18 protein-coding genes are annotated in these 20,327 nt (G+C 65.2%); 7 read left to right on the top strand and 11 right to left on the bottom strand.

Features of this window, described 5'->3' with window-relative positions; all coding sequences use genetic code 11:
- Positions 1-186 (top strand): transposase (locus tag H1B27_RS26085; RefSeq protein ID WP_197965826.1); only part of this gene is annotated, 186 nt, incomplete at its 5' end.
- A gap of 772 nt (positions 187-958) precedes the next feature.
- Here H1B27_RS26085 and H1B27_RS26080 read toward each other — a convergent pair.
- The 5 genes from H1B27_RS26080 to H1B27_RS26060 all read right to left on the bottom strand — a co-directional run bounded on the left by H1B27_RS26080 (position 959) and on the right by H1B27_RS26060 (position 4,259).
- Positions 959-1,162 (bottom strand): YodC family protein, encoded by a 204-nt coding sequence (locus tag H1B27_RS26080; RefSeq protein WP_197968013.1) that lies wholly within the window; start codon positions 1,160-1,162, stop codon positions 959-961.
- A 314-nt stretch (positions 1,163-1,476) separates the two neighbouring features.
- Positions 1,477-2,229 (bottom strand): HAD family hydrolase, encoded by a 753-nt coding sequence (locus H1B27_RS26075; protein WP_061878525.1) that lies wholly within the window; start codon positions 2,227-2,229, stop codon positions 1,477-1,479.
- Complete coding sequence (gene hemF, locus H1B27_RS26070) at positions 2,226-3,113, bottom strand: oxygen-dependent coproporphyrinogen oxidase (protein WP_197968012.1); 888 nt, start codon at positions 3,111-3,113, stop codon at positions 2,226-2,228. Before hemF ends, H1B27_RS26075 begins: the two co-directional genes overlap by 4 nt.
- A gap of 20 nt (positions 3,114-3,133) precedes the next feature.
- Positions 3,134-3,766, bottom strand: coding sequence for a 7-carboxy-7-deazaguanine synthase (gene queE / locus H1B27_RS26065; RefSeq protein WP_197968011.1), 633 nt, complete (start codon positions 3,764-3,766; stop codon positions 3,134-3,136).
- Between the two features lie 34 nt (positions 3,767-3,800).
- Positions 3,801-4,259, bottom strand: a complete 459-nt coding sequence (locus tag H1B27_RS26060; RefSeq protein ID WP_197968010.1) for a tRNA (cytidine(34)-2'-O)-methyltransferase — start codon at positions 4,257-4,259, stop codon at positions 3,801-3,803.
- A gap of 279 nt (positions 4,260-4,538) precedes the next feature.
- Here H1B27_RS26060 and petA point away from each other — a divergent pair, with 279 nt between their 5' ends.
- The 6 genes from petA to H1B27_RS26030 all read left to right on the top strand — a co-directional run bounded on the left by petA (position 4,539) and on the right by H1B27_RS26030 (position 11,824).
- On the top strand, positions 4,539-5,069 hold the full coding sequence (petA, locus tag H1B27_RS26055; protein ID WP_197968009.1) for a ubiquinol-cytochrome c reductase iron-sulfur subunit: 531 nt from the start codon (positions 4,539-4,541) through the stop codon (positions 5,067-5,069).
- Positions 5,070-5,131: 62 nt separating this feature from the next.
- A complete protein-coding gene (gene fbcH, locus H1B27_RS26050) occupies positions 5,132-7,204 on the top strand; it encodes a cytochrome b/c1 (RefSeq protein WP_197968008.1) in 2,073 nt (690 codons plus the stop codon).
- 224 nt (positions 7,205-7,428) lie between these two features.
- A complete protein-coding gene (locus H1B27_RS26045; protein WP_197968007.1) occupies positions 7,429-8,103 on the top strand; it encodes a dienelactone hydrolase family protein in 675 nt (224 codons plus the stop codon).
- On the top strand, positions 8,100-8,741 hold the full coding sequence (locus H1B27_RS26040) for a hypothetical protein (RefSeq protein WP_246515710.1): 642 nt from the start codon (positions 8,100-8,102) through the stop codon (positions 8,739-8,741). The genes H1B27_RS26045 and H1B27_RS26040 overlap by 4 nt, the downstream gene beginning before the upstream one ends.
- 229 nt (positions 8,742-8,970) lie before the next feature.
- Positions 8,971-11,136 carry an anthranilate synthase component I gene (locus H1B27_RS26035; protein WP_197968006.1) on the top strand — a complete coding sequence of 722 codons (2,166 nt, stop codon included), beginning with the start codon at positions 8,971-8,973 and terminating at the stop codon, positions 11,134-11,136.
- Positions 11,137-11,284: 148 nt separating this feature from the next.
- The gene (locus H1B27_RS26030; protein ID WP_197968005.1) at positions 11,285-11,824 is read left to right on the top strand and encodes an adenine phosphoribosyltransferase; all 540 of its coding nucleotides are present in this window, start codon (positions 11,285-11,287) and stop codon (positions 11,822-11,824) included.
- Between the two features lie 36 nt (positions 11,825-11,860).
- Here H1B27_RS26030 and H1B27_RS26025 read toward each other — a convergent pair whose 3' ends face one another.
- The 6 genes from H1B27_RS26025 to smc form a co-directional block, all read right to left on the bottom strand.
- Complete coding sequence (locus H1B27_RS26025; RefSeq protein ID WP_197968004.1) at positions 11,861-12,529, bottom strand: hypothetical protein; 669 nt, start codon at positions 12,527-12,529, stop codon at positions 11,861-11,863.
- 60 nt (positions 12,530-12,589) lie between these two features.
- Positions 12,590-13,342 (bottom strand): P-loop NTPase family protein, encoded by a 753-nt coding sequence (locus H1B27_RS26020; RefSeq protein ID WP_028179390.1) that lies wholly within the window; start codon positions 13,340-13,342, stop codon positions 12,590-12,592.
- Between the two features lie 196 nt (positions 13,343-13,538).
- Positions 13,539-14,744 carry a M48 family metallopeptidase gene (locus H1B27_RS26015; RefSeq protein ID WP_197968003.1) on the bottom strand — a complete coding sequence of 402 codons (1,206 nt, stop codon included), beginning with the start codon at positions 14,742-14,744 and terminating at the stop codon, positions 13,539-13,541.
- Between the two features lie 145 nt (positions 14,745-14,889).
- Positions 14,890-15,450, bottom strand: a complete 561-nt coding sequence (locus H1B27_RS26010; RefSeq protein ID WP_061878516.1) for a LemA family protein — start codon at positions 15,448-15,450, stop codon at positions 14,890-14,892.
- 137 nt (positions 15,451-15,587) lie between these two features.
- Complete coding sequence (locus tag H1B27_RS26005; protein ID WP_197968002.1) at positions 15,588-16,568, bottom strand: small ribosomal subunit Rsm22 family protein; 981 nt, start codon at positions 16,566-16,568, stop codon at positions 15,588-15,590.
- Between the two features lie 129 nt (positions 16,569-16,697).
- Positions 16,698-20,162, bottom strand: coding sequence for a chromosome segregation protein SMC (gene smc, locus H1B27_RS26000; RefSeq protein ID WP_197968001.1), 3,465 nt, complete (start codon positions 20,160-20,162; stop codon positions 16,698-16,700).
- Between the last annotated feature and the right edge of the window lie 165 nt (positions 20,163-20,327).

Raw genomic sequence — 20,327 nt, 5'->3', positions numbered from 1 at the left:
GAGCGGAAGAAGATTGAGATGCGGTTTGCACACCTGAAGCGCATTCTCAGGCTCGGTCGGCTTCGACTGCGTGGACCACGAGGCGCACAGGATGAGTTTGTTCTTGCTGCCATCGCGCAAAATCTGAGGCGCCTCGCGTCGCTCGTTGCACGACCTCCGCCCGCTCATGCTCTCTGCATCGCGTAGCGTAGGAGTTGCGTAGAGAGCGTCAGGGTCGGCGGATCAAAGCCGGTCCACTTTGCCCAATGGCCGAAGGGGCATTCGTCGGTTACAATGACTTTTGCAACAATATCGACCCTTAGCGGAAATTAACGTTGTGCAGTGAAGATGCCGAGCATGAAACCCGAATGGCTTCGTCAGCTGCCCTATTTGGTCCACACCAACAGAGAACTCGGCTTGATGCTAAGGGGCGCAAAGCCCCTCGCATACTTCATGGATGTCATTGGTCAAGAGCCAGACATCTGTATTCGATATTGGCGGCTGTTCGATAGGCATGTTGCAGTTGGCCGTCTGATAAGACGCGAAGTGATTGAGCCATGCCATGCCATGACCTGTCGCAGCTCAAATACCGGAGGCTATTCTATGCCTTACCGGGCCACGAATGGCGGGTTGATGCGATGCTTACGCTTCTGAGCGAGTCGGGAGCTTGGTTCGACAACCGCGAAAGGCGCTTTGGCGAGTTGCTTGGCTACGAGGAGTGGCAGAATGACTATTGGCTAACCCACCGCCGTTCGCTTGCGGACGTTTAGTCTGCTTCTGGCCCATCGCGTTGGTGGACGCAGTCCAGCGGCAGGTCTGGACTCGGGGGCGGAGTAGGAGTCCTCGCCTCCGGTGCGGACCGCCGTCTTTGACCCTCCTGCGGCATCCAGCGATGTCCCCTGCTGCACTGCTGTTGGCACAGAAGCGGAGCGTCGCAGCGGAACGCTCCGATCCAACGAGGATGCAGTGTCAGGCGCGCCTACTCCTCGTCGTCGTCCTCCTCTTCATCCTCATCCTCTTCCTCTTCCACCTGCACGAGCACGGCCAGCGGCAGCGTCTCGCGGAACAGGTCGCCTTCCATGCCCATCCACAGGCACAGCACCTCGTCCGCCTTCACCTCCGCGACGGTCAGCGGCTGGCCGCCGGATTTCAGCATCACCACATCGCCGGCTTTCAATTCCATGGATTGTCCTTTCGGGTTGATCGGCCGTGAGGCTAACAGGCGGTCATGACATGCCGATCACGCCGGCTGCGCGTTGTGGGAAAATCGGCCGGCGCGTCGCGCTACGGTCTCAGGCCCGCTCGCGCGTGATCGGCGGGCACTGGTTGCTGATGCGGCTCACGCAGAATCCTGTCCATCACAAGCCCGCGACGATGACATCATACCCCTGTTTTGCCCGACGGGTCAAAGCGGATTTCGCAAAATCCGCAAGCCCTTGATTTTGCAGCAGCCGGCTACTGTGCATGGGGTTGTTTTCGCAGTTTTGTTTTGCCGGGTTACGCCTGGTCAGGCAGCAGCTCGCCGAGCGAGCGGATGATGCGGTCGGGCTTGACCGTCGAGCCCTCGGGCAGGCCGTCGCCATGCACGTCCATCCAGATCGAGTAGATGCCGAGACGCTGCGGCGTCACGACTTCCCATTCCAGGTTGTCGCCGATCATCCAGGTCTCCTCCGCGGTGACGCCGAGCGCCTGCATGGCGTGCAGATAGGCGCGCTCCTCGGGCTTGCCGAAGCCGTGCTCGCCTTCGATCTGGATGTGGTGAAAGCGGTGCGCCAGCTCGAAGCGCTCGACCTTGGCGCGCTGCATGTCCGCGGCGCCGTTGGTGACCAGCGCGAGCTTGATGCCGAGCGCCTTGAACCGGTCGATCGCCTCATGCGCACCGGGAAACACGAACATCTCCTCCTCGCGATAGGCGGTGAAGCGGTCGGCGAGGCGAACGGCGAGATCGTCGGGCAGGGCGCGATGGCCGGCCGCCGCAAGCGCGGCAAAGCCGCCCTTGACTGTCAGGTGCCGCGCCTCGGCGAGCTTCATCCGCCACGCCGCTTCCGCGTTCGCCCAGAAGTTTCGCGCGAAAGCCAGCACCGCGGTTGCGACCTCGGCCGGCGGCAGCGGCGCAAGCTCCTCGGCAAACTCGTTCGCGATCGTGTTCCAGGCGATCTCGGGCCGGCCATAGGCCGACAGGATGGTGTCGTCCATGTCGATCAGCATGGCGCGCGGCAGCGGCCTCACGGCGAGCTTCATCGTCGTCATGGCCACTTCACCTCCGGGGGCAGCGACGACAGGATGGAATCCACATTTCCGCCGGTCTTGAGTCCGAAGATGGTGCCGCGGTCGTAGAGCAGGTTGAACTCGACATAGCGGCCGCGCCGGATCAGCTGCTCCTCGCGATCCTCCGCCGTCCAGCCTGTCGCGAAATTGCGCCGCACGATCTCGGGATAGATCTTCAGGAAGGTGCGGCCGACGTCCTGGGTGAAGGCGAGGTCGGCGTCCCAGTCGCCGCTGTCGTGCCAGTCGTAGAAGATGCCGCCGATGCCGCGCGCCTCTTTCCGGTGCGGCAGGTAGAAATACTCATCGCACCACTTCTTGTACTTGTCGTAGTCGGCAACGCCATCCGGCTGCGCGCAGGCCTGTTTCATCGCGGCATGGAAGGCGATCGTGTCGGTATCCTCCTGCGTCCGCCTTCGCTCCAGCACCGGCGTGAGGTCGGCGCCGCCGCCGAACCAGGCCTTGGTGGTGACGACGAAGCGGGTGTTCATGTGCACGGCGGGCACGTTCGGATTGCGCATATGCGCGATCAGCGAGATGCCGGAGGCCCAGAATTTTGGATCCTCCGCAGCACCGGGGATCTGGGCCCGAAATTCGGGGGCGAACTCGCCGTGCACCGTCGAGCAGTGCACCCCGACCTTCTCGAACAGGCGGCCGTGCATGATCGACATCACCCCGCCGCCGCCGGCCGCGCCGGTATGATCGGTGCGCTCCCAGGGCGTGCGCTTGAAGCGGCCGGCTTCGCCGGGATAGAGGCTTGGCGGTGCGTCGTCCTCCAGCCGCTCGAAGCTCGCGCAGATGTCGTCGCGCAATCGCTCGAACCAGGCGCGGGCGCGGGCCTTGCGGTCGTCTATCGTTGAGGCGTCCATCAGCATTCGTGGGGCGCGTCCTATCTGATGCCGAGCGATTTATGCGTCTGCACGCTGAGCCGCCATTGCGGATGGCGCAGACAGTACTCGATCGCGCGCGCGGTGTTCTCGATCACCTCGGGCCCGTCCATCGGCTGCAGCGAGAAGCGCTCGAAGGCCAGATCCTCGAAAGTCTCCGGCGCAGCCAGCGCCTGGGGATAGACCAGCTTCAGCTCGTGGCCCCAGCGGAGGACCAGCTCACTGCCGCCCTTCGGGCTGACGCAGATCCAGTCGAGGCCATCAGGCGCAGCGATCGTGCCGTTGGTCTCGACGCCGATCTCGAAGCCGCGGGCGTGGAGCGCTTCGATCAGTTCGGCATCGACCTGGAGTAGGGGCTCGCCGCCGGTTAGCACCACGTAGCGATTGCCGCCTGAGGCGGTCCATTGCGCGGCAATGGTGTCCGCGAGTTCCACGGCCGAGCCGTAGCGCCCGCCGAGCGTGCCGTCGGTGCCGACGAAATCGGTGTCGCAGAACTTGCAGGTCGCGTCGGCGCGGTCGGCCTCGCGGCCGCTCCAGAGATTGCAGCCGGCAAAACGGCAGAACACGGACGCACGCCCGGCATGGGCGCCTTCGCCTTGCAGGGTCAGGAAGATTTCCTTGACCGCGTAACTCAATCGTCTCTCCTCAACCTGTCAGACTTGAACCCTGTCAGACTTGCGGGTTCCGGATCTGCCGCAGCGCCTCGCCTGCGGCCATGGCCGCGCTCATCGCCACATTGAGCGACCGCAGCCCCGCCTCGATCGGGATCACCAGCCGCGCATCGGCGGCCTCGACCACCGCATCGGTGACGCCGGCGCTCTCGCGTCCGAATAGCAGGATGTCCGACCTCTGGTAACGAAAATCGCGGTAGTCGGTCGCAGCCTTGGTGGTGAACAGCAGCAGCCGGTAGCCCTGTGCGGCGCGCCAGTCCTCGAATTTCGACCAGGAGTCGTGGCGGGTCAGCCGGACATGGTCGAGGTAATCCATTCCCGCCCTGCGGAACAAGCGGTCGGAGACGGGGAAGCCCGCAGGTTCGATGATATGGGCGTCCATGCCCAGACAGGCGCAAAGCCTGAGAATCGTGCCGGTGTTCTGAGCGATGTCAGGCTGAAAAAGCGCTATCTGCATGGGCTGTGTTCGGGGGGCGATGCGGGCGGGAATGTCTCAATAAAACATCGCCCGCCCGGGAATTGGTGCATGGCACGCTCCCACGCCGTTAGCGGGCTTGCGCTCGCCCGGCAAGGGTGCCAATAGAACGATTCTGGACTGCTGTTTCACCCGTTTAGAGGTGGACAAGCGAAGTTCTGCCGCCGCGGGGGGCCGCGGGCGCCGGCAGCCTTTCCGGGGACCTCTTGGGCGCCCCTCGGAGCGGTTCCACCGGTAGCACAAGAAGAAAGGGTTGGAATCGTGACGACAGCGTCTTCGGCGGACCATCCGACACGCCGTGATTTCTTATTCGTTGCAACCGGGGCAGCTGCAGCAGTAGGGGGCGCGGCTGCGCTCTGGCCCTTCATCTCCCAAATGAATCCTGACGCCTCGACCATCGCCGCCGGTGCGCCGATCGAGGTCGATCTCAGTCCGATCGCCGAGGGCCAGGACATCAAGGTGTTCTGGCGCGGCAAGCCGATCTACATCAGCCACCGCACCAAGAAGCAGATCGAGGAAGCGCGCGCCGTCAACGTGGCGAGCCTGCCCGATCCGCAGTCCGACGAGGCCCGGGTCAAGTCCGGTCACGATCAGTGGCTGGTCGTGATCGGCATCTGCACCCATCTCGGCTGCATCCCGATCGCTCATGAAGGCAGCTACGACGGGTTCTTCTGCCCCTGCCATGGTTCGGTTTACGATACGTCCGGCCGCATCCGCCAGGGCCCTGCGCCCTCGAACCTGGCAGTGCCGCCGTACCAGTTCGTTTCCGACACCAAAATCCAGATCGGCTGAGCTTCGGACTTTCGTCCGAAGCTTCGCGCCGTCTCGTCGTATTATTTCCTCAGGATCGCATCATGAGCGGACCATCCGACTACCAGCCGAGCAATCCGGCCCTGCAATGGATCGAGCGGCGCCTGCCGATCTTTGGTCTCATCCATTCCTCCTTCGTCGCCTATCCCACCCCGCGCAACCTGAACTACTGGTGGACCTTCGGCGCCATTCTCTCCTTCATGCTGGGGATGCAGATCCTGACCGGCGTGATCCTGGCGATGCACTACACGCCGAATGCCGATCTCGCCTTCAAGTCGGTCGAGCTGATCGTCCGCGACGTGAACTACGGCTGGCTGCTGCGCAACATGCACGCGGTCGGCGCCTCGATGTTCTTCGTCGCCGTCTACGTCCACATGTTCCGCGGCCTCTACTACGGGTCGTACAAGGAGCCGCGCGAGGTGCTGTGGATCCTCGGCGTCATCATCTACCTCCTGATGATGGCGACCGGCTTCATGGGCTACGTGCTGCCCTGGGGCCAGATGAGCTTCTGGGGCGCCACCGTCATCACCAACCTGTTCTCCGCCGTTCCCTATGTCGGCGAGAGCATCGTGACGCTGCTGTGGGGGGGCTATTCGGTCGGCAACCCGACGCTGAACCGCTTCTTCTCGCTGCACTATCTGCTGCCCTTCGTGATCGCGGGCGTCGTCGTGCTGCACGTCTGGGCGCTGCACGTCGCCGGTCAGAACAATCCTGACGGCGTCGAGCCGAAGACGGAAAAGGACACGGTGCCGTTCACGCCGCATGCCACCATCAAGGACATGTTCGGCGTCGCCTGCTTCCTGCTGCTGTACGCCTGGTTCATCTTCTACATGCCGAACTATCTCGGCGACGCCGACAACTACATTCCGGCGAACCCGGGCGTGACGCCGCCGCACATCGTGCCGGAATGGTATTACTTGCCGTTCTACGCGATCCTGCGCTCGATTCCGGACAAGCTCGCCGGCGTCATCGCGATGTTCGGGGCGATCATCATCCTGTGCTTCCTGCCCTGGCTGGACAGCGCCAAGACCAGGTCGTCGAAGTACCGTCCGCTCGCCAAGCAGTTCTTCTGGATCTTCGTCGCGGTCTGCATCCTGCTCGGCTATCTCGGCGCGCAGCCGCCGGAGGGCATCTACGTCATTGCCGGCCGGGTCCTGACGTTCTGCTACTTCGCCTACTTCCTGATCGTGCTGCCGCTGCTCGCGCGCATCGAGAAGCCGCGGCCGGTGCCGAACTCGATCTCGGATGCAGTCCTGGCCAAGACCGGCAGCCGGTCGACGCCGATGGTCTCCACCGCGATCGTGCTGGCGCTCGCCGGTTCGTTGTTCGCGGGCTCGATCGACAGCGCGAAAGCGTCTGAAGGCAGCGATACGCCGCCCGGCAACAAATGGTCGTTCTCGGGCCCTTTCGGCACGTTTGACCGCGGGGCGCTGCAGCGTGGCCTGAAGGTCTACAAGGAGGTCTGCTCCAGTTGCCACGGTTTGTCTTACATCGCCTTCCGCAACCTCGCCGAGGCCGGCGGTCCTGGCTATTCGGTGGCGCAGGCGTCGGCGTTCGCGTCGGAGTACAAGGTCAAGGACGGTCCGAACGATGCGGGTGACATGTTCGAGCGTCCGGGCCGGCCGGCGGACTATTTCCCCTCGCCATTCCCGAACGAGCAGGCCGCGCGTGCCGCGAACGGAGGCGCGGCGCCGCCCGACCTGTCCCTGATCACCAAGGCGCGCTCTTACAAGCGCGGTTTCCCCTGGTTCATTTTCGACGTCTTCACTCAGTACCAGGAGCAGGGGCCTGACTATGTCACCGCGCTGCTCCAGGGCTATGAGGAGAAGGTGCCGGAGGGCGTCACCATCCCGGAGGGGTCCTACTTCAACAGGTACTTCCCGGGCCATGCCATCAAGATGCCGAAGCCGCTCAGCGACGGGCAGGTGACCTATGACGACGGCTCGCCGGCCACGGTCGCCCAGTACGCCAAGGACGTCACCACGTTCCTGATGTGGACGGCCGAGCCGCACATGGAAGCGCGCAAGCGCCTCGGCTTCCAGGTCTTCGTGTTCCTGATCGTCTTCGCGGGCCTGATGTACTTCACCAAGAAGAAGGTCTGGGCCGCCTCGCACTGATCCGTGCAAGACTCAATGAAATGAAAAGCCCCCGTAAGGGGGCTTTTTTGTCGGCCCAACTCTCCGTCATTCCGGGGCGCGCGATAGCGCGAACCTGGAATCTCGAGATTCCGGGTTCGGTGCTGCGCACCGCCCCGGAATGACGGGAGTGTGGATTGCGTCGCATCCGTCTAGACGGCACAATAACCCTCAACTGCTCCCCCAAAAATGCGTCGGAGGACACTATGGGAACCACCATCACGTTCAAGCGCCCGGACGGCAACGAAGCCTCGGGCTATCTCGCCAACGCCGCACGCGGCAACGCGCCGGGCGTGGTCGTGATCCAGGAATGGTGGGGGCTGTCGGACCAGATCAAGGGCCTGTGCGACCGCTTTGCGCTGGCCGGCTTCGACGCGCTGGCGCCCGATCTCTACAAGGGCAAGGTGGTGCCCTATCACGACACCGATTCCGCCAACAAGGAGATGAACTCGCTCGACTTCATGGACGCGACCACGCAGACCGTGCGCGGCGCCACGCAATACCTGTCGCGCAACGGCGCCAAGGTCGGGCTAACCGGCTTCTGCCTCGGCGGCGCCGTGACCATCATCGGCGCGACCAAGATCCCGGAGCTCGCGGCCGGCGTCGTGTTCTACGGCATTCCGCCGGAGCAGGCGGCCAAGCCCGCCGACGTCAAGATCCCGCTCCAGGCCCATTTCGCCAACAAGGACGATTGGTGTACGCCGGAGCTGGTCAACGGCTTCGAAAAGGCCATGAAGGCCGCCGGCAAGTCGCTTGAGCTGTTCCGCTATGACGCCGAGCACGCCTTCGTCAACGAGCAGCGCCAGGCCGTGCACGACCGCGAAGCCGCCGAGCTCGCCTGGGGCAGGGCGACGGAGTTTTTCCGGAAACATTTGGGATGATGCGAAAGAAGGCAGCCGGCATGTCGACCTCGTCTTTCTCGCACCGCCTCGTTGGCCGGATCGTGCGAACGAGCGTGGCCGCTGTCGGCGTGCTCCTGGGGGCGGCGACTCACGCAATGGCGCAGCAGGCTTTCGTGACGCTGCACGGCGATCCCAAGAAGGAGGCCTGGTGGCTCATTGCGGATTTCCATCCGTTCACGACCGAGGTTCGCGGCATTCCGGCGAACCAGATCCGCAAGAACTGGTGCAAGGCGACCGAATTCCGCAAGGACCTCATTCCCAGGGACTTGCTCTTCGAGGACGGCACGGATGCGATGGAGGAGAGTAAACTGTCCTTCGCGATCGAAGGCCAGTTCGACGGGACGGCCACCAGACAGGTCGCGTTGGTCGGCGTCTTCCAGGAATGCGCAGGTCCGAAGGGCAGGTTCATCCTGATCCTGGACCAGCCGACCGTTGGGACGCCGAATATCCGCTTTGTGAGCGCGGTGCGCGAGGACCGTCAATTTGGTGTCTTGCAGAAGGGAAAGGACAGCAGCATCGTCGTCTTGACATGCATGCAGTGCGACGACTTTTCGATCCTGAAATGGGATCGGAAGAAGCGCAAGTTCGGCCGTCAGCCTGACCCCGGCGTGCAATAGTCGGCAACTCGGCTCCCAACAAGCGGCTCTTGACGTCGTCCGTCCGCCATGGTGAGTATCCGCCCATGAGCACCGCCGTCCGCCCAGCCCGTCTTTGGTGGCGCACCTCCTGAAGAGGTGGCCGATGCGATTTCTTTTCTCAAAATCGTCGAAGGTCGCCCACGCGGTGCGGCGGCCTGATCGTTTGTCCTGTGTGGCGTTCCCTCGGCAAGTCTCGTAAGAGGACCCCATGAACAGGACCGTCTTTGCCCTCCCGGCCCGAAGCGACTATGTGACCCGTGCGGGTCTTGCGATCACGCGCGTGGCGGAGCAGTTTACCGGCGGCGCCAACAGGCTCGACGACCTCGTCAACCTGCTCGACCGCCGCCGCGGCGTGGTGCTGTCCTCGGGTACGACCGTGCCGGGCCGCTATGAGAGCTTCGATCTCGGCTTCTCCGACCCGCCGCTCAAGCTCGAGACCACAGGCGTCAATTTCAGGCTGGAAGCGCTGAACGAGCGCGGGCAGGTGCTGATCGCCTTTCTCGGCGACGTGCTGCGCGAGCCCTGCGTGGTGATCTCCGAGAAATCGGCCACGCGCCTTGCCGGCCACATCATCCGCGGCGATGCGCCGGTCGAGGAGGACCAGCGCACGCGGCGCGCCAGCGTGATGTCGCTGGTGCGCGACATCGTCGCCGCCTTCTTCGCCAATGATGACGGGCTGCTCGGCCTGTTCGGCGCCTTCGCCTACGACCTCGTCTTCCAGATCGAGGATCTCGTGCAGAAGCGCCCGCGCGAGGCGGACCAGCGCGACATCGTGCTCTATGTGCCCGATCGCTTGCTGGCCTATGACCGCGCCACCGGGCGCGGCGTGGTGCTCACTTACGACTTCGCGTGGAAGGGCCAATCCACCGAGGGCCTGCCGCGCGAGACGGCTGACAGCCCGTACTTGAAGACTCCGCGCCAGGGCTTCGCCGATCACGCCCCTGGCGAATATCAGGCCACCGTCGAGACCGCGCGCGCGGCCTTTGCCCGCGGCGATCTGTTCGAAGCCGTGCCGGGGCAGCTCTTCGCCGAGCCGTGCGACCGCTCGCCGGCCGAAGTGTTCCAGCGGCTCTGCGTCATCAACCCGTCGCCCTATGGCGCGCTGATGAATCTCGGCGAGGGCGAGTTTCTGGTCTCGGCTTCGCCGGAAATGTTCGTGCGCTCGGACGGTCGCCGGGTCGAGACCTGCCCGATTTCGGGCACGATCGCGCGCGGCGCCGACGCGATCGGCGATGCCGAGCAGATCCGCCAGCTGCTGAACTCGGAGAAGGACGAGTTCGAGCTCAACATGTGCACCGACGTCGACCGCAACGACAAGGCGCGCGTCTGCGTGCCGGGCACGATCAAGGTGCTGGCGCGCCGCCAGATCGAGACCTACTCAAAGCTGTTCCACACCGTTGATCATGTCGAGGGCATGCTTCGCCCCGGCTTCGACGCGCTCGACGCCTTCCTCACCCATGCCTGGGCGGTAACCGTCACAGGCGCGCCAAAGCTCTGGGCGATGCAATTCGTCGAGGATCACGAGCGCTCCCCGCGACGCTGGTATGCGGGGGCGATCGGCGCGGTCAATTTCGACGGCAGCATCAACACCGGCCTCACCATCCGCACCATCCGCATGAAGGACGGTCTTGCCGAGGTGCGCGTCGGCGCCACCTGCCTGTTCGATTCAGACCCCGCGGCGGAGGACCGCGAATGCCAGGTCAAGGCTGCCGCGCTGTTCCAGGCGCTGCGCGGCGATCCGCCAAAGCCGCTGTCGACCTTTGCACCCGATGCCACCGGCTCGGGCAAGCAGGTGCTGCTGATCGACCACGACGACAGCTTCGTGCACATGCTTGCCGACTATTTCCGCCAGGTCGGCGCCAGCGTCACCGTGGTCCGCTATGTGCATGCGCTCGACATGCTCAAGCAGAAGAGGTGGGATTTGCTGGTGCTGTCGCCCGGTCCGGGCAGGCCCGAAGATTTCGGGATCAGGAAGACCATTGATGCGGCGCTGGAGAGCAAGCTGCCGGTGTTCGGCGTCTGCCTCGGCGTACAGGCGATCGGCGAATATTTCGGCGGCGAGCTCGGCCAGCTCGCCCATCCCGCCCACGGCCGGCCGTCGCGGGTCCAGGTGCGCGGCGGGCGCTTGATGCGCAATTTGCCGAACGAGATCGTCATCGGCCGCTATCACTCGCTCTATGTCGAGCGCGACAGCATGCCGGAGGTGTTGTCCGTCACTGCCAGCACCGAGGACGGCGTCGCCATGGCGCTCGAGCACAAGACCCTGCCGGTGGCGGGCGTGCAATTCCACCCGGAATCGCTGATGTCACTCGGCGGCGAGGTGGGCTTGCGTATTGTCGAAAATGCGTTCCGGCTGGAAGCGGGGGCGAATTGAGTAAGGACCGTCATTGCGAGGAGCCCGCGACAAAATTGCGAAGCAATTTTGCGCTGGCGACGAAGCAATCCAGACTGCTGCCGCGGAGAAGATCTGGATTGCTTCGCTTCGCTCGCAATGACGGTGGAAAAGCCAGAGCGAGATAACCATGACTTTTGACCACGACATCAAGGCGAGCGTCCGCACCATTCCCGACTATCCCAAGCCGGGGATCATGTTCCGCGACATCACGACCCTGCTCGCGGATGCGCGCGCCTTCCGCCGCGCAGTGGACGAGCTCGTCAATCCCTGGGCCTGCAACAAGATCGACAAGGTCGCCGGCATGGAAGCGCGGGGCTTCATCATCGGCGGCGCGGTGGCGCATCAGCTCTCGGCCGGCTTCGTGCCGATCCGCAAGAAGGGCAAGCTGCCGCACACCACCGTGCGCATCGCCTACTCGCTCGAATACGGCATCGACGAGATGGAGATGCATGTCGACGCGATCCAGCCAGGTGAACGCGTCATCCTGGTCGACGACCTCATCGCCACCGGCGGTACTGCGGAAGGCGCGGTGAAGCTGCTGCGCCAGATCGGCGCCAACATCGTCGCCGCCTGCTTCATCATCGACCTGCCCGAACTCGGCGGCGCCGCCAAGCTGCGCGCCATGGACCTGCCGGTGCGCACGCTGATGACGTTCGAGGGGCATTGAGCGGGGCGGGCGAGGATACGCCCGGATGGATTGCGATCAGGACCGCTGCAGGATCAGGCTGAGCTCAAGTTCCCGCAAGGCGATGTAGTTCCGCCGGGTCCATTGGTGCAGCTCGGTGGAAGAGTCCTTTTCCTGGCGCAGATAGCCGGTGAAGGAGAAATTCAGCCGGTCGATATAGGTCTTCAGGAAACCCGGCAGCGCGGGCAGGCGGAACAGCCGGCCGCCTTCCATCGCGGGCGGCAGCTCGCCGCGCACGACATATTCGTTGTCCACGGTGATCAGGTTCATGCGCGGGATCTGCCCGCGCAGCATCTCATGGGCGCGGGCCGAGGCGCGGTCGGTGTCGGCGACGAACAGGATCTGCGGTGCGACATGGCGGCGCGCCGCCTCCTTCAGGAGGCCGATCTCGTCGGTCATCTTGAAGAACTCGTCGAAGGCGTGGAAGCCGAGGTCGATCACCTTGGCAACACCGTCATCGAGGATGACGCGGTCCATCAGCTGCATCTTGCCATAGGTGTCGATCACGTCCGCGGTTTCCGTGACCTTCGGCAAATAGTCGAGCAGCGACGGCTCCTTCAGGTTGACGTCGAAGGCCGCGACGTTGCCGTTCTTGAGCAGCAGGAATTCGCTCAAAAGCCGCGCCAGCAAGGTCTTGCCGACCTGCGGGCGGGGCGAACAGATGATGTAGACGGGTGTCGCGGGCATCGACAGCTATATCAGGCCAACTCACCACCCAATCCAGCCGCATCCGCCCGGGCTGCGCAACTATTTTTCGCTGTTGCGGGTCGCCGGCTTCGAACCGACGATGTCGGTCAGGCGGATGCGGTCGAATTCGCTCCAGACATTGGCCAGCCAGTGCCGGACATAGCCGCGCAGCACGAACGAATAGTTCGCGGCCTCGTCGTTGATGCCCTTGTTGGCGACGAATTTCAGGAACGGGACGGAGGAGACCTCGACCTGCTCGTAGGCCATTTCGTTGAGTTTGGGGATGGTCAGCTCGGTCGCGTCCTTGATGCGGTGGAAGTAGGAATTGTAGGTCGCCTGGTCCCACTGGAAGAACTGGGTGTCGTTGATGAAGTTCTTGACCAGGAAATATTTCGCGCCGCCCATGAAGCCTGCGGTCTCGGCGATCTCCTCCAGCGAGGCGATCGAGGGGCCCAGGATGTGGAACACGGCAAAGGTGATCTGCCCGGCCTTGGCGGCATCGAGAAAGCCGATGTCGCGCAGCGAGGCGAGGGCGGGCGAGAGCAGGCCGGCGCGGACGTCGATGACGGTCACCGACGGGCTCACCGCATTGAGCGTGTCGAAGATCTTCATCTGGTCCGCCGTCGTCGTCATGTCGACGATCTCGGTGATATCAGGGTGGAAGCGCTTCAGGGTTCCGCGCGGGGACTCCGTGTCGAACGCGCGGGTCGGTACGTTGTTGGCTGAGAAATAATCGAGCAAGGTCCGCGACACCGTGGTCTTGCCGACCCCGCCCTTGTCCGCGCCCACCACAACCACTGCCGGCTTTGCCATTGCTGTCCCCTAACGCGCGCCCCCGATCGCGAGGTCGCAATCGGCCGGGCCCCAAATCGATGTCCCGAGTCTGCTGTTGGGCGCGAACATGGCAGAAACAAGGGAGAATTCAATTCCTTGGGCCGCAGTTGCGGCAATTCCAGTGGTTTTTCCGGAGCACCCCGAAAACCGCCGCGTGTAGCGGTAAATCACGCGCTCAATGGCGGCCCCAAGGTCCCATCGCATTGCCCGCCGGAGCTCCTGAGGGGCCTGGGGCCGGCACGGGCGGCGGTCCAGCCGGGTTGCCTGCGTCGTTCCACGGCCCGCGCGGCGGCGGCGGCTGCGCATCCTGCGGGTTGGCCTGTGCCTCCGGTTGTTCCGTTGCGGGTTGATCCGTCTCTTCGGCGGGGTCTGGCAGCGGACCGGGGTCGTGGCCACCAGCGAACTTGACCAGCGCATCGACCCGGGACTGCACCGAAGGATGGGTCGCGAACAAATCGGCAAAGCCCTCGCGCGGATTGTCGACGCAGAGCTCCATCACCGCCGAGGTCGCGCCAGGCAGCTCGCCGCGGCCTTCGATCTTGCGCAACGCCGAGATCATCGCGTCAGGATCTTTCGTCAGCTCGACGGAGCCCGCGTCCGCGAGAAATTCGCGCGACCGCGACAGTGCAAGCTTCACCACCTGGGACAGCAGCCAGGCTACCACGATCAGCACGATCGCGATGATGATCACGATCACCGCGCCGCCGCCGGAGCTCTTGCTGTCGCTCGATGACGAGGACGACCGGGAGGAGGAGCCCGAGCCCCCGGAGCTCCAGTTGAAGTTCGTGAACAGGCGGAAGAACAATTCGCCGAAGAATCCGACCACGCCGGCGATGATGACGGCGACCACCATGAGCTGCACGTCGCCGTTCTTGATGTGGGTCAGCTCGTGGCCCAGCACCGCCTCGATCTCCTTGTCATTCAGTGTTGCGAGGAGACCGGTGGTGACGGTGATGGAATATTGCCGCGGATTGAGGCCGGTCGCGAACGCGTTCAGGGCCGGGCTCTCCATGATCTTCAGCTTCGGCATGGTGATGCCGCGCGAGATGCAGAGGTTTTCGAGCAGATTGTAGAGCCGCGGCTCCTCCTGCCGGGTCACATCGTGGCCGCCGGTCACGGCATCGATCATCGACTGGTGGAAGAAATAGGCGATCACGGTCCAGAGCGCCGCCGCGATCGTCGCGAACGGTGCGGCCTTGAGCAGGTCGGTAAAGGCGCGGCTCAGATAGTAGGCGACCGTGCCATTGCCGTTGATGACGACCTCGGCGACCAGTGCGCCGGCATAGACCAGCACGTAGACCAGCATGAACAGGCCGGCGAGCAGCAGCATCGAACGAAACTTGTTCGAGGCGATGTGCGTGTAGAGACCATACGCGGCCATGACTGTTTCCTCATCACCGTCATTCCGGGGCAGGCCGGAGGCCTGAACCCGGAATCCAGAGATTGGGGATGTCGATCGAGATTCCGGGTTCGTCGCTTTGCGACGCCCCGGAATGACGGAGAAGAACAATCGACATATCAGGCAATCAGAACTTCACCTGAGGTACCGTCTCGACCTCGGTGCGGCTGGCGCCGAGATCGAAGAAGTCCTTCCTGGTGAAGCCGAACATGCCGGCGAACAGCGCGGCGGGCATCTGCTGGATGCCGGTGTTGTATTCCTGGACCGCGTTGTTGAAGAAACGGCGGCTCGCCGCGATCTTGTTCTCGAGGTCGGAGAGTTCGCTGGCGAGCTGCTGGAAATTGGCGTTGGCCTTGAGGTCGGGATAGGCCTCCGACAGCGCGATCAGCCGGCCGAGCGCGCCGGAGAGCTGGGTCTCGGCGGCGGACACCTGCGCCGGTCCCTGCGCCGACATCGCCGAATTGCGCGCCTTGATGACGTCGTCGAGCGTGCCGCGCTCGTGCGAGGCGTAGCCCTTCACGGTCTCGACCAGGTTCGGGACCAGGTCGTGACGCTGCTTGAGCTGCACGTCGATATCGGCAAAGGCCTGGCCGACGCGCTGGCTCAGCGCCACCAGGCGGTTATAGGCGCTGAAGGCGAACAGCACGAGGACGACGATGACGCCGAGAACGATCCAGCCGGTCGACATGGAGAACTCCTGAAGAGGGAAGAAGGCGGGCGCCAGGGTAGACCAGATTGGCGCAGGATGAGAGCCCGATGCAGAGGGAGGTTAGACTTGGTCGAATCGGAAGCCATCCGAGTTCAAGGCGAAAGCCCTGAACAGGGTTAACTTTCGGCAACGACGGCATCGCCCCAGCGCCAGCGCCGGGCACGTGCATAGGCGGTCTTATCGCGGCGGGCCACCTTTGCAAGTTCAACGCCGTCCTGGCTGCAGAGCTTTGCCGTGATCTCGGCCTTGCCGACATCCGGCGGGGCCAGCACGCGCGCCGCGCGCGTTGCGGGCGGTGTGCGGGTCAAGGCGACGTAGATGAAGCGCTCGTCCTCGAACGGCACCTCGGCACCCTTGATCTGGCGGTGCGCCTGCGAGCGAGGCAGGCGCTGGCTGAAATGGCACCAGTCGGGCGCGATGAGCGGGCACGACCTTTCGTGCGGGCAGGGCGCGGCGACGTAGGCGCCTGCCGCGATCAGCTGCTGGCGCAGTGCGAGAATGCGGGCATAGTCGGCGGGCGTGCCGGGCTCGATCACGACCAGTGCGTGGCGCGCCTTCGCCCACATGGCTTCCGCGAGCTTGCGCTGATCGGCCTCGCCGAGCTCATTGATAACGTAGCTGGCGATGACCAGATCCGCTTGCGAGACTTCAGCGAGAGTGCCGCCGGCATCACCCGGCAGATAGCGGCACTCCGCGAGGCGCGTGCTGTCGCGCGCGAGTTCGAGCGCAAGTCGGCTCAGCGTGGCGTTGGCGTCGAGCAGGGTAAAGTCTTGCAGCGACGGAAAGGCTTCGGCGGCCGCCCAGCTCGCGGTGCCCGGGCCTGCGCCGACGTCGAGCAGCGTTTCCGGGGCGAGATCAGGCACGATTTCGGTGAGCGCATTGAGGCTGGCCGCCACCGCCGCGTAGGTCGCGGGCATGCGCGCCAGCGCATAAGCGAGCGCATCGGCCTCCGACTTGATCGTGCTGGAAGTGCCGCCGGCGCGATAGGCGGTCGAGATCTTTTGGGAGCGCTGGGCCGCGTCGGTGCGGGAGAAGCCCTGCAGCTTGCCGTCGAGGGCGGCTTTCAATTCGGCGGGAAGGGTGGGGGCTATCATCATCCGCAGTCATGCCCCGCGAAGGCGGGGCATCCAGTACTCCGAGACAGTGCCGTCAACCGAGAAGCCGCGGCGTACTGGATCATCCGCCTTCGCGGATGATGACGCAATGGGTGTGGCGCGACTGCGGACTCACGCCACGTTCTGGTCGAGGATGTCCACCGCCTCTTGCAGGCTCACCGACACCAGCTGCGAGACGCCGCGCTCGGCCATGGTGACGCCGAACAGGCGGTTCATCCGCGCCATGGTGATCGGGTTGTGCGTGATGATGATGAAGCGCGTGTCGGTCGAGCTGGTCATCTCGTGCAGCAGGTTGCAGTACCGTTCGACGTTGTGGTCGTCGAGCGGCGCGTCGACTTCGTCCAGCACGCAGATCGGCGAGGGGTTGGTGAGGAACACCGCGAAGATCAGCGCCATTGCGGTCAGCGCCTGCTCGCCGCCCGAGAGCAGCGACAGCGTCTGCGGCTTCTTGCCCGGCGGCTTGGCGATGATTTCGAGGCCGGCCTCCAAAGGGTCGTCGCTCTCGATCAGATGCAGCGCGGCCTCGCCGCCGCCGAACAGCTCGACGAACAGGCGCTTGAAGTGGTTGTTGACGACCTCGAACGAGGTCAGGAGCCGCTCGCGGGCCTCCTTGTTGAGGCTCTGGATGCCCTGGCGCAGCCGCTTGATGGCTTCGACGAGGTCGTCCCGCTCGGTGACGAGGCCGGTGTGCTGGGTCTCGACCTCGCGCAGCTCTTCCTCGGCGCGCAGATTCACGGCGCCGAGGCGCTCGCGGTCGCGGCGCATCTTCTCGAGGTCTTCCTCGATCTCGTGCAGCGGCGGCAGCTCGGCGCCCGGCTCGATCTCGGCAAGGCCGGCGACGGCCTGCGGCTCGACCTCGAGCATGTCGCGGATCTCGCGCTCGATGTCCTCCAGCCGGCGCCGCGCGCCTTCCATGCGCTCCTCGGCGCGGGCGGTGGCCTCGCGGGAGCTCGACAGTGCCTCGAGCGTCAGCTTGGCGACGCGATCAGTCTCCGCCATCGCGCTTTCCGCGGTAGCGAGCGCGTCGGCAGCCATGCGGCGGTCGTTCTCGGCGTACTCGATCTCGGTGATCAGCGCGCTGCGCTTCTCCGCGAATACGGCCGGCGCGTTTTCGAGCTCGCTGCGCTCGATCGTGAGCTCGGCGATGCGGGCCTGGATGGTGTCGATGTGGGAGGCCGCGCTCTCCTTGCGGTTCTGCCACTCGGTGCGTTCGGCGAGGATCGCCTGCACGCGGCGGTCGGCGAGCTCGGCCTCGCGTGCCAGCGCCTGCGCCTCGGCGCGGACCTGGGCGGCCATGCGGCGATGACCTTCGATGTCGCTGCGGACGGCGGCGAGACGCGTTTCGGTGTCCTCGCTCGACGGCAGCTCGGAGATGCCGGCTGCGGCATATTCGTAGGCGGCCTCGGCCTCGGCGCGGTCGGCGGCGAGGCGGCTGTGCGCTTCCGACAGCGTGGCCTTGCGCGCGGCGTGGCGGCTGATCTCGCGCTCGGCATTGGCGTGGCGCTCGCGCGCGACGTTCAGCTCGCGCTGCGCGGCACGCCAGGCTTCGCGGCTGGCGCCCTCGGTGCTCGCCGCCATCTGCAGCTCGGACTCGGCGTTCTCCAGCGCCTGGCGCTTGATCTGCGCGTCGATGCGGGCCTGCTCCAGCTCGTTCTCGATGTCGACGAGGCGGGCGCGCTCGGCAAGGCGGCGTGCGGCACCGGTCGGGGCGTGAGCCGCGGCGACAAAGCCGTCCCAGCGCCAGACGTCGCCCTCGGGCGAGACCAGCCGCTGGCCGGTCTTGAGCTGGGAGACCAGCTCCGCGCCGCGCTCGCGCGGCACCACGCCGATCTGCGCCAGGCGGCGCGCCAGCTCGGCCGGCGCCTGCACGTGATTGGCGAGGGGCACGACGCCTTCGGGCAGCGCCGGGTCGCCTTCGGTGTGTCCGACATTGGTCCAGCGCATCGGCGCCGACGGGTCGATCGGGGCGTCGAGATCGTCGCCGAGCGCGGCGCCGATCGCCTTTTCAAAGCCCTTGTCGACGTTGATGCCGTCGATGATCGGCGGCCACAGATTCTTGGTCTCGCCATTGACGATCTTGGAGATCGTGCGCGCCTCGGTCTCGAGCCGCTGCACGCGCTTGTCGGCCTCGACCAGCGGCGAGCGGGAGGATTCCAGCGTCTGGCGCGCGGCCACGTGCGCAGCCTCGCTCGCCTGCGCCGCAGCTTCGGACGCAGCCAGCGTCTGCTCCGCGGTCTCGACCAGCGCGGTCAGCTCGTCGAGATCGCCGAAGCCACCGGTCTCGGCGGCAAGCTTCTGCTCTTCCGCGGCGACGTTGGCGATCTCCTGGTCGAGCCGGGCGAGCTTGTCGCGATGGGTGCGGACGTTGGCCTCGAGCTGGTTGCGCTTGGCGGTGAGGTCGGCGAGCGCGGTGGTGAGCTCGGCGAACTTCCGCTCGGTTTCGGTCAGCACCGCCTCGGCTTCGGCGACGCGTTCGTCGACGCCGGAGCGCTTCTCGACGCGCGACTTGATCTCTTCCTTCAGCTCGGCGTCTTCTGCGTCGAGCCGCTGCAGTGCGACGTCGGCGTCCATGGTCTGCTGCTGGGCGCGGGAGATGTCGCCTTCGAACTGGGCGAGGCGCCGCTCGAGCTCGGCGACGCGCTCCTTGGCGCGCTCTTCCTCGCGATCGAGCAGCTCGCGGGCATTGGTCAGGCGCTGCAGGCCGGCCGCGGCGCGCGCCTCGGCATCGCGCAGCGCCGGCATCTCGGCGGCGCGGATGGCCTGGATGCGGGCGGCTTCGGCCTGGTGCTGGGTGCGCTCGGCCATTTCGCGCACCGCGAGATCGTGGGTCTGCCCGGACTCATTGACGTCGGCATGCGCGCCGATCCAGCGCAGATGGTACAGCGTGGCTTCGGCCTTGCGGACTTTGGCTGCGACCTCGCGATAGCGCACCGCCTGGCGGGCCTGCTTCTTCAGGCCTTCCATCTGGCCCGAGAGCTGGCCGATCACGTCCTCGACGCGGGTAAGGTTGGTTTCGGCCGCCTTCAGCCGCAGCTCGGCCTCGTGACGGCGGGCGTGCAGGCCGGCGACGCCGGCGGCGTCTTCCAGCACGCGGCGGCGCTGTTCCGGCTTGGCCTGGATGATCTCGCCGATCTTGCCCTGGTGGACGAGCGCCGGCGAGCGCGCGCCGGTGGCGGCGTCCGCGAACAGGATCTGTACGTCGCGGGCGCGCACGTCGCGGCCGTTGATGCGATAGACCGAGCCGGCCTCTCGCTCGATGCGGCGGGAGACTTCCAGAAGCTGGCTGTCGTTCATCGCCGCCGGCGCGGTGCGATCGGCATTGTCGATCGTCATCGTCACTTCGGCGTGGTTGCGCGCAGGACGGTTGCCGGAGCCGGCGAAGATCACCGCGTCCATGTCGGCGGCGCGCAGCGATTTGTACGAGGTCTCGCCCATCGCCCAGCGCAGTGCTTCGACGAGATTCGACTTGCCGCAACCGTTGGGACCGACCACGCCGGTCAGGCCGGGCTCGATGACGAAGTCCGTGGGCTCAACGAAGGACTTGAAGCCGTGAAGGCGCAGGCGGGTGATTTTCATAAACACGCATCTCTGTTGGCAGGCGCGAATCTCCCTGCCGGGACAATACCATGGAAGGCAATGTCGCTGTCTGGGTGAGTCGCGCGAGGCGGCTCATGCGGCTGGACAATGGCCGCGGTGCGCCGCGAGGGCAACCAGCGAAAGCCGCTTTTCCCAAGGGATTTA

Source organism: Bradyrhizobium diversitatis, assembly GCF_016031635.1.
Classification (GTDB): Bacteria; Pseudomonadota; Alphaproteobacteria; order Rhizobiales; family Xanthobacteraceae; genus Bradyrhizobium; species Bradyrhizobium diversitatis.
The sequence above is the reverse complement of the archived record's forward strand: the minus strand, read 5'-3'. Positions and strand labels throughout refer to the sequence as shown.

Excerpts from the sequence above, each read along its gene's own strand:
- H1B27_RS26080 (WP_197968013.1), bottom strand. The coding sequence starts at position 1,162 with ATGGAATTGAAAGCCGGCGATGTGGTGATGCTGAAATCCGGCGGCCAG.
- H1B27_RS26075 (WP_061878525.1), bottom strand. The coding sequence starts at position 2,229 with ATGACGACGATGAAGCTCGCCGTGAGGCCGCTGCCGCGCGCCATGCTG.
- hemF (WP_197968012.1), bottom strand. The coding sequence starts at position 3,113 with ATGGACGCCTCAACGATAGACGACCGCAAGGCCCGCGCCCGCGCCTGG.
- H1B27_RS26060 (WP_197968010.1), bottom strand. The coding sequence starts at position 4,259 with ATGCAGATAGCGCTTTTTCAGCCTGACATCGCTCAGAACACCGGCACG.
- fbcH (WP_197968008.1), top strand. The coding sequence starts at position 5,132 with ATGAGCGGACCATCCGACTACCAGCCGAGCAATCCGGCCCTGCAATGG.
- H1B27_RS26045 (WP_197968007.1), top strand. The coding sequence starts at position 7,429 with ATGGGAACCACCATCACGTTCAAGCGCCCGGACGGCAACGAAGCCTCG.
- H1B27_RS26040 (WP_246515710.1), top strand. The coding sequence starts at position 8,100 with ATGATGCGAAAGAAGGCAGCCGGCATGTCGACCTCGTCTTTCTCGCAC.
- H1B27_RS26035 (WP_197968006.1), top strand. The coding sequence starts at position 8,971 with ATGAACAGGACCGTCTTTGCCCTCCCGGCCCGAAGCGACTATGTGACC.
- H1B27_RS26030 (WP_197968005.1), top strand. The coding sequence starts at position 11,285 with ATGACTTTTGACCACGACATCAAGGCGAGCGTCCGCACCATTCCCGAC.
- H1B27_RS26025 (WP_197968004.1), bottom strand. The coding sequence starts at position 12,529 with ATGCCCGCGACACCCGTCTACATCATCTGTTCGCCCCGCCCGCAGGTC.
- H1B27_RS26020 (WP_028179390.1), bottom strand. The coding sequence starts at position 13,342 with ATGGCAAAGCCGGCAGTGGTTGTGGTGGGCGCGGACAAGGGCGGGGTC.
- H1B27_RS26015 (WP_197968003.1), bottom strand. The coding sequence starts at position 14,744 with ATGGCCGCGTATGGTCTCTACACGCACATCGCCTCGAACAAGTTTCGT.
- H1B27_RS26010 (WP_061878516.1), bottom strand. The coding sequence starts at position 15,450 with ATGTCGACCGGCTGGATCGTTCTCGGCGTCATCGTCGTCCTCGTGCTG.
- H1B27_RS26005 (WP_197968002.1), bottom strand. The coding sequence starts at position 16,568 with ATGATGATAGCCCCCACCCTTCCCGCCGAATTGAAAGCCGCCCTCGAC.
- smc (WP_197968001.1), bottom strand. The coding sequence starts at position 20,162 with ATGAAAATCACCCGCCTGCGCCTTCACGGCTTCAAGTCCTTCGTTGAG.